We start from the raw sequence: 12,071 nt of genomic DNA, 5'->3' as shown, positions 1-12,071 counted from the left end.
TGCCGCTGACGGTGCAGCTCGCCCGTTAGGATCAGGCCGTGGCCGGCGCGCCTTCGTGTACGAATTCCGGTGCCGGCGGCGTCAAGGCGGACACGGTCAGCACTTCGTGGCCAGTCTCCGTCACCAGAAGCGTGTGTTCCCACTGCGCCGACAGGCTGCGATCACGCGTCTTGACGGTCCACTGGTCGGGCATCGTGCGGATGTCGCGCTTGCCCGCGTTGATCATCGGTTCAATCGTGAAGATCATGCCGGCCTTCAGTTCCATCCCGGTACCCGGGCGGCCGTAGTGCAGGATCTGCGGATCTTCGTGGAATTTCTTGCCGATGCCGTGGCCGCAATATTCGCGCACCACGCTGTAGCCGGCGGCTTCGGCGTGCTGCTGGATCACGTGGCCGATGTCGCCCAGGCGCGCGCCCGGACGCACGGCCGCAATGCCCTTCCACATGCATTCGAACGTGACCTGCGTCAGGCGTTTGGCCAGGATCGACCCTTCGCCGACGACGAAGGTGCGGCTGGTGTCGCCGTAATAGCCTTCCTTGGTGATGACGGTGATGTCGAGGTTGACGATGTCGCCGCTTTTGAGCACCTTGTCGCCCGGAATGCCGTGGCAGATCACGTCGTTGACCGACGTGCAGATCGATGCCGGGAAGGGCGGATAGCCCGGCGGGGCATAGTTCAATGGCGCCGGCACAGTGCCTTGCACGTCACGCATGTAGGCGTGGCACAGCTCGTTCAGCTTGCCCGTGGTCACGCCGGGCGTCACGAACGGCGTGATGTAATCCAGGACTTCGGACGCGAGCCGGCAGGCGACGCGCATGTGCGCAATGTCTTCGGCAGTGTGAATGGTAACGGCCATGCTGTGACTCTTTCTGCACGCAAGCGCGCGAAGCGCCGCGTCGTGGCTAAAGTGTGAATTATCGCACCAAAGCGCCAGGGCCGGGGTTTTCGGGCGCTCGGCGCCAGCCTCGGGCCGTTTGTCGCGAAGGCTCGGAAGGCCTTGAGTCGATTGGGTTTTTGCCGCTATAATCGCTGGCTAAGCAGTTGCCGGTCATGTGGCCGGTGGCGCTTGAAATCGCGAGCCGCTTCACCGCGGGTGTTTTTCGTATCGCATGCGAAAGATGTCTGAGGCGGCTTTAGACCTAACCCGACTGGAGAATTTCATGTCCGTGACCATGCGCGAAATGCTGGAAGCCGGTGTCCACTTTGGCCACCAGACCCGCTTCTGGAACCCCAAGATGGCCCCCTTCATCTTCGGCCATCGCAACAAGATTCACATCATCAACCTGGAAAAGACGCTGCCGATGTACCAGGACGCACTGAAGTACGTGCGCCAACTGGCAGCCAACCGGGGCACCATCCTGTTCGTCGGCACGAAGCGCCAATCGCGTGAGATCCTGGCTGAAGAAGCGGCTCGCGCAGGTATGCCGTTCGTTGACAGCCGCTGGCTCGGCGGCATGCTGACCAACTTCAAGACGGTCAAGACCTCGATCAAGCGCCTGAAGGACATGGAAGTCGCCAAGGAAGCCGGCGCGACCGAAACCATGAGCAAGAAGGAAGCGCTGATGTTCGAACGCGAAATGGACAAGCTGGTGAAGTCCATTGGCGGCATCAAGGACATGGGCGGCATTCCAGACGCCATCTTCGTGGTGGACGTTGGCTACCACAAGATTGCCGTGACCGAAGCCGCCAAGCTGGGCATTCCGGTGATCGGCGTGGTTGACACGAACCACTCGCCGGAAGGCATCGACTACGTCATCCCGGGTAACGACGACTCGAGCAAGGCTGTTGCTCTGTACGTGCGCGGCGTGGCCGACGCGATCCTGGAAGGCCGCGCCAACGCGGTCCAGGAAGTGGTTGAAGCCGCTCGCGGCGGTGATGACTTCGTCGAAGTCCAAGAAGGCTAAACACAAGAAGGCGGGCGCCCGCAGCTTGATCGTGCGGGACGCGTGCCAGGCCGCACCTGATGGAGCAGATCAGGGCTGATGGCCAGACAGGGGCGCGTAACAAACGCCCCTTTTTTTTGAAATTTGTCATGCGGATGCCCCACGCGCGTCGTATTTCGTGGGGCGGCCGGATGGAAACCGGACGACAGGCCGGCGCGAGGCGAGGAAGGATCCGCACGCGACCGGACGACGATCTGAAACAAGGAGCATGAGAATGGCGGCAATTACCGCAAGCATGGTTGCAGAGCTGCGCGCAAAGACCGACGCGCCGATGATGGAATGCAAGAAGGCCCTGACCGAAGCCGAAGGCAACCTGGAAAAGGCTGAAGAGATCCTGCGCGTGAAGCTGGGCAACAAGGCCGGCAAGGCTTCCAGCCGCGTCACCGCTGAAGGCGTGGTCGCAGCGTTCGTCGAGGGCACCACGGGCGCCCTGGTCGAAGTGAACTGCGAAACCGACTTCGTCTCGAAGAACGACGATTTCCTGGCCTTCACCAACGAGGTTGCCAAGCTGATCGCTCAGAAGAACCCGGCTGACGTGGCTGCCCTGTCGGCCCTGTCGATCGGCGACGAAACGGTCGAAGCCGTGCGCACCCGCCTGATCGGCAAGATCGGCGAGAACATGACGATCCGCCGCTTCCAGCGTTTCGAAGGCACGCAGCTGACTTCGTATTTGCACGGCACGCGCATTGGCGTGATGGTGGCATTCGAAGGCAACGAAGTGGCGGCTAAGGACGCTGCAATGCAGGCTGCCGCCATGAAGCCGGTGTCGCTGTCGGCTGACGACGTGCCGGCCGAACTGGTCGCCAAGGAGCGCAGCGTTGCTGAGCAGAAGGCTGCTGAATCGGGCAAGCCGGCTGAAATCGTTGCCAAGATGGTGGAAGGCAGCGTGCAGAAGTACCTGAAGGAAGTGTCGCTGCTGAACCAGCCGTTCGTGAAGAACGACAAGCAGACCGTTGAGCAGATGCTCAAGGCCGCCAACACGACCGTGAAGGCTTTCACGCTGTACGTGGTGGGCGAGGGCATCGAGAAGAAGCAAGACGACTTCGCTGCTGAAGTGGCTGCCCAGGTGGCCGCTGCCAAGCAACAGGCGTAATGCTGCGACGGCCGCTTCCGATGGTGCGGCGATTCGCCCTCCGGCGCAGGCCGGGAGGCGTCGTTTCCACCATTGGCGCAGCCGTATAATGCCGAACAAACAGGGCACCGAAAGGTGCCCTGTTTGCAGGTGCAGCCTGCTTGCGCGGGCATCGTTGGTGAATGTCCCGAAGGCTTCCGCGCAAGAAGGTTGCGGGATGTGCGAAGTCCCCGCTTTGCACGTCGTTATCATATCCGCAGCGTCATTTCCCCCTTTCCTGTTTCCCGTACCAGGAATCGTCACGAGGATCTCCATGCCTGCCTATAAGCGCGTTCTACTCAAACTTTCCGGCGAAGCCCTGATGGGCGACGATGCCTTCGGCATCAACCGCAGCACCATCGAAGGGATGGTCAACGATATCGCCGAAATCGTGAAGCTGGGCGTGCAGGTGGCAGTGGTGATCGGCGGCGGCAACATCTTCCGCGGTGTCGCGGGGGGTGCCGCCGGCATGGATCGCGCCACGGCCGATTACATGGGCATGCTGGCCACCATGATGAACGCGCTTGCTCTGCAGGACGCCATGCGTCACGCCAATCTCGAAGGCCGTGTGCAATCGGCGCTGCGCCTGGACCAAGTGGTCGAGCCGTACATCCGCCCCCGTGCGATCCGCCAGTTGGAAGAGGGCAAGATCGTGATTTTCGCGGCCGGCACCGGCAACCCGTTCTTCACGACCGACACCGCCGCCGCGCTGCGGGGCTCGGAAATCGGCGCCGAGATCGTCCTCAAGGCCACCAAGGTGGACGGTGTCTATACCGCTGATCCGAAGAAGGACCCGAGCGCCACCCGCTACGCCACCATCACGTTCGATGAAGCCATCTCGCGCAATCTGCAGGTGATGGATGCGACCGCTTTCGCGCTGTGCCGCGACCAGAAGCTGCCGATCAAGGTGTTCTCCATTCAGAAGCCCGGCGCGCTCAAGCGCGTGATCCTGGGTGAAGACGAAGGCACGCTGGTGCACGTCTGAAGCCAGCAGCAAGCCTCGTTGCAGGCGCCTTTTTTGCCGTTCGCTGACCCTGCGTAAATGGCGTTGGCGAGCGGCTTCCATGTAAAATCGCCTATTGTCTTTTTGGTCTTGCCGGTGTCCTGTGTCGTTTTCCGGGGCGCAAGTTCGGCAGACCGCCGTTATCGTTCGGAGGAAGTATGAGCGTCGCCGATGTCAAAAAGAATGCCGAGCAGAAGATGCAGAAGTCGATTGAGGCTCTGAAGACGGATCTGGCCAAGATCCGTACTGGCCGTGCCCACACCGGTCTGCTCGATCACGTGCAAGTCGACTACTACGGCTCGATGGTGCCGATCAGCCAGGTTGCCAACGTGACCCTGGTGGATGCACGCACGATTGGCGTGCAACCGTGGGAAAAGAAGATGGTGCAAGCCGTCGAGAAGGCCATCCGTGAAGCGGACCTCGGCCTGAATCCCGCCACCATGGGCGACATCATTCGCGTGCCGACGCCCGCGTTGACCGAAGAGCGTCGCAAGGAGCTGACCAAGGTGGTGAAGGGCGAGGGCGAAGATGCCAAGGTCGCCGTGCGCAACCTGCGCCGCGATGCCAACGAACAGCTCAAGAAGCTGGTGAAGGACAAGGCCATCTCGGAAGACGACGAGCGTCGCGGCGGAGACGAGGTTCAGAAGCTGACCGACAAGTTCGTCGCCGAGATCGACAAGCTGGTCGCCGAGAAAGACAAGGAAATCATGACGGTGTAAGGCCGTCTCCCGCCGCCGGCGCATTGGGCGCATGCGGTGGGAAGCCCGATTCATGCATATCAGTTCCACACTGGCGGTGCCCGACACCGCCGATACGCCGCGCCACGTTGCCGTCATCATGGACGGTAACGGCCGCTGGGCCACCGAACGGCATCTGCCGCGCGTGGCCGGGCATAGCCGCGGCCTCGACGCCGTGCGTGCAACCGTTGAAGCGGCGGCACGCCGAGGCGTCGGTTACCTGACGCTGTTTGCGTTCAGCTCCGAAAACTGGCGTCGTCCGGCCGAGGAAGTCACCTTCCTCATGAAGCTGTTCATGACGGCGCTGCGCCGCGAGGTCAGCAAGCTGCACGACAACGGCATCCGCTTGCGCGTGGTGGGCGATCTGTCTGCGTTCAGCCCGCGCATCCAGCTCTTGATTCGCGAAGCTGAGGCCAAGACGGCTGCCAATCCCGGTCTGACCGTCACGATCCTCGCCAACTACGGCGGGCGCTGGGACATCCTGCAAGCCATGCGCGCCTTGTTGACGGCAAAGCCCGGCATTGCACCCGACGCCATCACCGAAGAGATGCTCGCGCCGTACATGGCGCTGTCCTACGCGCCGGAGCCGGATTTGTTCATCCGCACCGGTGGCGAGCAACGCATCAGCAACTTTCTGCTCTGGCAGCTTGCGTATTCCGAGCTGTACTTCACCGATCGCTACTGGCCCGATTTCGATGCCGCAGAACTCGATCGCGCCTTTGCGTGGTATCGCAACCGCGAGCGCCGCTTCGGCCGCACAAGCGCGCAGCTCGAGCCCGATGTTCCCCCCGCGCTATCCGCCGGAGCCTGACACATGCTGCTGACTCGCGTCATTACCGCTGTCTGCCTGCTGATTGTCATCCTGCCCATTCTGTTCTTTGCGCCGCCCGCCGGCCTGGCCGGGCTCGTGACGGTAGTTGCAGCCCTCGCCGCGTGGGAGTGGGGGCGTCTCGTGCGCCTGCCGGGCTGGTGGGGGCCGGTTGTCTATGCGATCGTTGTCGTCATGCTGACGATCGCCTGGCACGACATTCCCGTTCGCGGTGATGTGCAGCCGCTGTTCCATGGCGCAGTCGTCGCATGGGTGATCGCCTGGGCGCTGCTCGCCGGTGGCGTGCGCGAGCTGCACGGCACGCGCAAAATCGTTTTCACGTTGCTTGGTTTGGTGATGCTGCCGGCGTTCGTGCATGGGGCTATTGAATTGCGCACGCACGGCGTCGCCTTCCTGCTGTCGGTGGCGGTGCTCGTGTGGGCGGCCGATGTGGGTGCCTATTTTGTCGGCAAGGCCATGGGTCGCCGCAAGCTGGCACCGACCATCAGCCCAGGCAAATCGTGGGAAGGGGCGATCGGCGGTGCCGTGCTCGTTGCAGTGATCGCCACCGTGGCCGGCATCACGCATTGGTTTGCGCCGACGTGGTTCTCGCACGAGTTTGATCAGCGCGGTGCGGTTGCAGCCCTGGCGCTGACCATCTTGCTGGTGGCCGCAAGCGTCGGCGGCGATTTGTTTGAATCCCTGCTCAAGCGTCAGGTCGGCATGAAAGACAGCAGCCGCCTGTTGCCCGGCCACGGCGGTGTGCTCGATCGTATCGACGCACTGCTGCCAGTGTTTCCGCTGGCTGCGCTGCTGATTTCCTGAGGCGTCTGAACATGATGCGTTTGACCGTTCTTGGCGCCACTGGCTCCATTGGCGACAGCACGCTCGACGTGGTGCGCCGTCATCCCGACAAATACAGCGTTTTTGCGCTGACCGCCAACGCGCAGGCCGACAAGCTCGCGGTGCTCTGCCGTGAGTTTCGCCCGAAGATGGCGGTGCTCGGTTCGGCGGCTGCGGCGGATGCATTGCGTGACCAACTGGGCACAGAAGCTGCCGGCATCGAAATCTGTTCTGGCACCAAGGCGCTGGAAGAGGCCGCCGCCCACCCTGACTGCGATGCCGTGATGGCCGCCATCGTTGGGGCGGCAGGTTTGCGCCCGACGCTTGCCGCCGTGCGCGCCGGCAAGCGCGTGCTCCTGGCCAACAAGGAGGCGCTGGTGATGTCCGGCGCGCTCTTCATGGACGCCGTGCGTGAGCATGGCGCCACCGTGCTCCCGATCGACAGCGAGCACAACGCCATCTTCCAATGCCTTCCTCAGCAAGTTCCACAGTTCGGGCGCGGCGTGTCGCGCATCGTCCTGACGGCATCAGGTGGTCCGTTCCGTACGCGTGCCGTTGATTCGCTTGCTGATGTCACGCCCGATCAGGCTTGCGCGCATCCGAACTGGGTGATGGGGCGCAAGATCTCCGTTGACTCCGCCACCATGATGAACAAGGGGCTGGAGGTGATCGAGGCGTACTGGCTGTTTGGCGTGCCGGTCGAGCATCTCGAAGTGCTGATCCACCCGCAGAGTGTCATCCATTCGATGGTCGGCTACGACGATGGCTCCGTGCTGGCGCAGCTGGGCAATCCGGACATGCGCACGCCGATTGCCTACGGCTTGGCCTACCCTGAGCGCATTGAGGCCGGTGTTCCGCTGCTCGATCTCGTGACCACAGGTGCACTGACGTTCGAGGCGCCGGATCTGCGCCGCTTCCCGTGTCTGGCGCTGGCCTTTGATGCACTGCGCGCCGGTGGTACGGCTCCTGCTGCTCTGAATGCGGCCAACGAGGTGGCTGTCGAAGCATTTTTACAGCGCCGCATCCGGTTCACCGAGATTGCTGCCGTGGTGGGTGACACGCTCGCCCGTACTTCTATCGTGCCCGCCGACTCGCTCGACACCGTATTTGCGGCCGACGCCCAAGCGCGTCAGCAGGCGGAGCGCTATATCGCGACCGCATGCGCGCACCTGCCGGCCGCCTGAAAGCGCCCCGTCAGAGCAAGCGGGTAACATAGCGGCTTCGCGCGGGGTCAACCAGCGCGTGCCCTTCAGTGCATCCGGAGAAGGTTTTGCAGACCGTTTTAGCGTTTGTCTTTGCGATCGCGGTACTGATCGTCATTCACGAACTGGGCCACTACAGTGTCGCGCGCCTGTGCGGCGTGAAGGTGCTCCGGTTTTCCGTCGGCTTCGGCAAGGTGCTGTTCCGCCATGTGGGGCGCGGCCCTGACCGCACCGAATGGACGATCTGCGCCATTCCGCTGGGCGGCTACGTCAAGATGTTGGGCGAGGGCTCACGAGACCCCGAGAAAGATCCGCCCATCCTCCCCGAAGACCTCCCGCGCACCTTCGACCACCAACCGGTCTACAAGCGATTCGCCATCGTGGCTGCGGGGCCGATCGCCAATTTTCTGCTCGCGATTGCCCTCTATGCAGTGCTGGCATGGGTTGGCGCAATTGAGCCGTTACCTATCCTCGGCGCTCCCCCGCCTGGCAGCATTGCTGCCCAGGCCGACCTGCGTGCCAGGGACCGCGTGACCGCGATCGGTACGGACGATGAAACGCCTGCGCCCGTGCGCAGCTGGAGCGACGTGCGCATGCGCCTGTACTCGGCCGGCATCGCAGGGCGCGATGCGCTTGTGCGGGTGCGGGGCGCCGATGGTGTCGAACGCACCGCCCGTCTTCATGGCTTGCCGAGCGCAGCCCGTACGCCGCAGGCCGACGTGATCGACCAGATTGGTCTGCGCCTGCTCGGTGGCCCGGTCACCGTCGTCGATGTGCTGCCCTCCAGTGCCGCGGCACGTGCCGGGTTGCGGGCGGGTGACCAGATCGTTCGCTTCGCCGGCCAGCCTGCCGATCAGGCGATGGACCTCATCCGGCAGATCCGCGCCATGCCCGAACAGAACGCGTCGATCGATATCCTGCGCAACGATCAGCCCATGACGTTGCCCGTTCGCCCGGATGCAGACGCCGATCCCAAGAACCCCACGGGCCCGAAGATCGGTAAGCTCGGCGCGCAGCTCAACCAGAAGGTGGAAACGGCGATGATCCGGGATGAGCCGGTCGCCGCATTGGGCCACGCCGTGGGCGAGGTCTGGCGGACTTCGGCGCTATCGCTGCAGGTGCTGGCCAAGATGATCGTTGGTCAGGCGTCTCTGCAGAACCTGAGCGGGCCGATCACGGTGGCGGACTTCGCAGGCAAGGCGGCAAGCCTTGGCTGGCAGACGTTTGTGAGCTTTCTCGCGTTGATCAGCGTGAGTCTCGGCGTCCTGAACTTATTGCCAGTTCCGGTATTGGATGGGGGGCATTTGCTGTATTATTGCGTGGAATTTTTGACTGGCCGACCCGTGCCGGAATCCTGGCAAGCAGTCCTTCAGAAGATCGGCGTCGCCTGCATCCTGCTTCTCACTTCGCTCGCCCTGTACAACGATTTGAGTCGGTTATTTCTGACTCGCGGCTAAACCGTATTCAACTTGGGTCGGTAAGCCACATCGTTGCCACCGGCGTGAGCGGGCAACTCAGGGTTTTGAAAACACTCAGAAGTGGATTCCGATTGAATCCAACTAGGGGATTAGATTGATCAGACAACATCGCTTCCCGCTCAGCGTGCTGGCGGCTTCCGTGCTGACCGTCACTGCCGGTCAGGCTCATGCAGTGGAGCCGTTCGTCGTCAAGGACATTCGCGTGGAGGGTGTGCAGCGCGTCGAGCCGGGCACCGTGTTCGGCTATTTGCCCGTGAAGGTGGGTGAGACCTTCACCGACGAGAAGGGCGCCGAATCGATTCGCGCGCTCTACAACACCGGCTTCTTCAAGGACGTGCAGATCCGCTCCGAAGGCAACGTGCTGGTGGTGCGCGTGGAAGAGCGTCCTGCGATCTCGCAGCTCGAGTTCATCGGCTTCAAGGAGTTCGACAAGGAGGCGCTGCGTCGTACGCTGCGTGGCGTGGGTGTGGCTGAGGCCCGTTACTACGACAAGTCGCTCATCGACCGCGCCGAGCAGGAAATCAAGCGCCAGTATGTTTCGCGCGGCTATTACGCTGCCGAGGTGACGACCACGGTTACGCCGGTCGACGCCAACCGTGTGTCGATCACGTTTACGGTTGACGAAGGCCCGACCGCCAAGATTCGCCAGATCAATATCGTCGGCAACAAGGCCTTCAAGGAAGGTGACCTGCGCGACGAGATGCAACTGTCCACGCCGAACTGGCTGTCGTGGTACACCAAGAACGATCTGTACTCGAAGCAGAAACTCACGGCCGACCTGGAAGCGCTGCGCTCGTTCTATCTGGATCGCGGTTACCTGGAATTCGCAATCGAGTCGACCCAGGTGTCGATCACGCCGGACAAGAAGGACATCTACCTGACGCTGAACATCCACGAGGGTGAGCAGTACAAGGTGTCGGACATCAAGCTGACCGGTGAGCTGCTGGGCAAGCAGGCCGAGATGGAGAAGCTCATCAAGCTCAAGCAGGGCGATATCTTCTCGTCGGCCAAGCTCTCGTCGACGACCAAGTCGATTACCGATCTGCTCGGCACGTATGGCTACGCTTTCGCCACCATCAACCCGCAGCCGCAGATCAACCAGAAGGACCGCACGGTTGCTCTCACGCTGGTGGTCGATCCGGGCCGCCGTGTGTACGTGCGTCGCGTGAACGTTGTCGGCAATAGCAAGACCCGCGACGAAGTCGTGCGCCGCGAAATGCGCCAGATGGAAGCCTCGTGGTTCGACGGCGAGAAGCTGCAGCTTTCGCAGAACCGCGTGAACCGCACGGGTTACTTCACCGATGCGAACATCACGACGGAAGACGTGCCCGGCACAACCGATCAGGTCGATGTAAACGTCAACGTGACGGAAAAGCCGACAGGCCAGATCAACCTGGGCGTGGGCTTCTCGTCGACCGACAAGCTGGTGCTGTCGGCCGGTATCCGTCAGGACAACGTGTTCGGCTCCGGTACGAGCCTCGGCCTCGATGTGAACACTTCCAAGTCGAACCGCACCATTGCAGTGACGCAGTTCGATCCGTACTTCACGGTGGATGGCATCAGCCGTTCGACCGAACTGTACTACCGCACGTACCGTCCGCTGTACTACACGGGTGACCAGGACTACCGCGTCGTGCAGCAGGGCGGCAACGTCAAGTTCGGCGTGCCGTTCTCTGAAACCGATACCGTCTTCTTCGGCATCGGCTACGAGCGCACGACCATCGACGTGACGACCAACACGCCGCTGGCCTACCAGAACTACGTCGCGAAGAACGGCCGCATCACCAACAACTTTCCGATCACCATCGGCTGGTCGAAGGACCAGCGTGATAGCGCCTTGGTGCCGACGCGTGGTCGCTACCAGCAGGCCAACCTGGAGTTCGGTATCCCGGGCGGCGACCTGCAGTACTTCCGCGCGTACTATCAGCACCAGTATTTCTACCCGCTGTCGAAGTCGTTCACGATGGCGTTCAACAACGAAATTGGGTACGGCCACGGTTACGGTGGCAAGGACTTCCCGGTCTTCAAGAACTACTACGCCGGCGGTATCGGTTCGGTGCGCGGTTACGAAACCAGCACGCTGGGCCCGCGCGACGCCAATGGCGTGGCCATCGGTGGCGCCAGCAAGTTCGTTGGCAACGTGGAATTCATCTTCCCGCTGCCGGGTTCGGGCGTGGACCGCACCGTTCGTCTGTTCACGTTCTTCGACTACGGTAACGTGTTCGCCGAGGGTCAGCCTTACAAGCTGGGCGACATGCGCTACTCGACCGGTTTCGGTCTGTCGTGGCTGTCGCCGATCGGCCCGCTCAAGATCAGCATGGGCTTCCCGATCAAGCGGAAGACCCAAGATCAAACGCAACGCTTCCAGTTCCAGATCGGGACTGCATTCTAATGACTGCATTCATCATGAAATCCACGCGCATCACGTTGTCCCGCATGGGCGTGTCCGCTGCTTTCGCCGCACTTGCCGCAGCCAGCTTTGCGCTGCCGGCGACGGCGCAGGAAGCGCGCATCGCCGCCGTCAATTCGGAGCGCATCCTGCGCGACTCGCAACCTGCCAAGGCCGCCCAGGCCAAGCTGGAAACCGAGTTCGCCAAGCGCGACCGCGAGCTGCAGGATATGGCCGCCAAGCTCAAGGGCATGTCCGACAAGCTGGACAAGGATTCGGCCGTGCTGGCCGATTCTGATCGCAATCGCCGTCAGCGTGAGCTGTCGGACCTGGATCGTGACTTCCAGCGCAAGCAGCGCGAGTTCCGTGAAGACCTGAACCAGCGCCGCAATGAAGAGCTGGCCCAGGTGCTTGAGCGCGCCAACCGCGTGATCCGCTCGATTGCCGAGCAGCGCAAGTACGATCTGATCGTGCAGGAAGCCGTGTACGTGAACCCTCGCATCGACATCACGGACGAGGTGCTCAAGGCGCTGAATTCGCAATCGGCCAAATGAGGT

11 protein-coding genes are annotated in these 12,071 nt (G+C 62.3%); 10 read left to right on the top strand and 1 reads right to left on the bottom strand.

Annotated elements, in window-relative coordinates; translation table 11 throughout:
• Positions 1–31: 31 nt before the first annotated feature.
• Positions 32–856 (bottom strand): type I methionyl aminopeptidase, encoded by an 825-nt coding sequence (gene map / locus CFE42_RS01570; protein ID WP_004626665.1) that lies wholly within the window; start codon positions 854–856, stop codon positions 32–34.
• 304 nt (positions 857–1,160) lie between these two features.
• On the opposite strand from map, the gene rpsB reads away from it, so the two are divergent.
• The 10 genes from rpsB to CFE42_RS01520 all read left to right on the top strand — a co-directional run bounded on the left by rpsB (position 1,161) and on the right by CFE42_RS01520 (position 12,068).
• Entirely contained in the window at positions 1,161–1,904 is a 744-nt protein-coding gene (gene rpsB / locus CFE42_RS01565; protein ID WP_004626667.1) for a 30S ribosomal protein S2, read from the top strand.
• 253 nt (positions 1,905–2,157) lie between these two features.
• Positions 2,158–3,036: a translation elongation factor Ts gene (tsf, locus tag CFE42_RS01560; RefSeq protein ID WP_004626669.1), complete on the top strand. Its 879-nt coding sequence runs from the start codon at positions 2,158–2,160 to the stop codon at positions 3,034–3,036.
• A gap of 292 nt (positions 3,037–3,328) precedes the next feature.
• The gene (pyrH, locus tag CFE42_RS01555; protein WP_004626671.1) at positions 3,329–4,039 is read left to right on the top strand and encodes a UMP kinase; all 711 of its coding nucleotides are present in this window, start codon (positions 3,329–3,331) and stop codon (positions 4,037–4,039) included.
• A gap of 176 nt (positions 4,040–4,215) precedes the next feature.
• A complete protein-coding gene (frr, locus tag CFE42_RS01550; protein ID WP_004626673.1) occupies positions 4,216–4,776 on the top strand; it encodes a ribosome recycling factor in 561 nt (186 codons plus the stop codon).
• Positions 4,777–4,828: 52 nt separating this feature from the next.
• A complete protein-coding gene (gene uppS / locus CFE42_RS01545; RefSeq protein WP_004626675.1) occupies positions 4,829–5,605 on the top strand; it encodes a polyprenyl diphosphate synthase in 777 nt (258 codons plus the stop codon).
• A gap of 3 nt (positions 5,606–5,608) precedes the next feature.
• Complete coding sequence (locus tag CFE42_RS01540; protein WP_004626677.1) at positions 5,609–6,427, top strand: phosphatidate cytidylyltransferase; 819 nt, start codon at positions 5,609–5,611, stop codon at positions 6,425–6,427.
• A gap of 11 nt (positions 6,428–6,438) precedes the next feature.
• Positions 6,439–7,629 (top strand): 1-deoxy-D-xylulose-5-phosphate reductoisomerase, encoded by a 1,191-nt coding sequence (gene ispC / locus CFE42_RS01535; protein ID WP_004626680.1) that lies wholly within the window; start codon positions 6,439–6,441, stop codon positions 7,627–7,629.
• 86 nt (positions 7,630–7,715) lie between these two features.
• Positions 7,716–9,104, top strand: a complete 1,389-nt coding sequence (rseP, locus tag CFE42_RS01530; RefSeq protein WP_004626682.1) for an RIP metalloprotease RseP — start codon at positions 7,716–7,718, stop codon at positions 9,102–9,104.
• Positions 9,105–9,219: 115 nt separating this feature from the next.
• On the top strand, positions 9,220–11,517 hold the full coding sequence (gene bamA / locus CFE42_RS01525; protein ID WP_037043436.1) for an outer membrane protein assembly factor BamA: 2,298 nt from the start codon (positions 9,220–9,222) through the stop codon (positions 11,515–11,517).
• Positions 11,517–12,068, top strand: coding sequence for an OmpH family outer membrane protein (locus tag CFE42_RS01520; protein WP_004626688.1), 552 nt, complete (start codon positions 11,517–11,519; stop codon positions 12,066–12,068). Before bamA ends, CFE42_RS01520 begins: the two co-directional genes overlap by 1 nt.
• Positions 12,069–12,071 lie beyond the last annotated feature (3 nt).

This window comes from Ralstonia sp. PBBBR1 (genome assembly GCF_002256165.1).
Lineage (GTDB): Bacteria > Pseudomonadota > Gammaproteobacteria > Burkholderiales > Burkholderiaceae > Ralstonia > Ralstonia thomasii.
This window is presented reverse-complemented; position numbering and strand designations above follow the sequence as displayed.

Bases quoted from the DNA above. Each gene is read 5' to 3' on its own strand.
- frr (WP_004626673.1), top strand. From the start codon at position 4,216: ATGAGCGTCGCCGATGTCAAAAAGAATGCCGAGCAGAAGATGCAGAAG.
- pyrH (WP_004626671.1), top strand. From the start codon at position 3,329: ATGCCTGCCTATAAGCGCGTTCTACTCAAACTTTCCGGCGAAGCCCTG.
- CFE42_RS01520 (WP_004626688.1), top strand. From the start codon at position 11,517: ATGACTGCATTCATCATGAAATCCACGCGCATCACGTTGTCCCGCATG.
- map (WP_004626665.1), bottom strand. From the start codon at position 856: ATGGCCGTTACCATTCACACTGCCGAAGACATTGCGCACATGCGCGTC.
- CFE42_RS01540 (WP_004626677.1), top strand. From the start codon at position 5,609: ATGCTGCTGACTCGCGTCATTACCGCTGTCTGCCTGCTGATTGTCATC.
- tsf (WP_004626669.1), top strand. From the start codon at position 2,158: ATGGCGGCAATTACCGCAAGCATGGTTGCAGAGCTGCGCGCAAAGACC.
- uppS (WP_004626675.1), top strand. From the start codon at position 4,829: ATGCATATCAGTTCCACACTGGCGGTGCCCGACACCGCCGATACGCCG.
- rpsB (WP_004626667.1), top strand. From the start codon at position 1,161: ATGTCCGTGACCATGCGCGAAATGCTGGAAGCCGGTGTCCACTTTGGC.
- ispC (WP_004626680.1), top strand. From the start codon at position 6,439: ATGATGCGTTTGACCGTTCTTGGCGCCACTGGCTCCATTGGCGACAGC.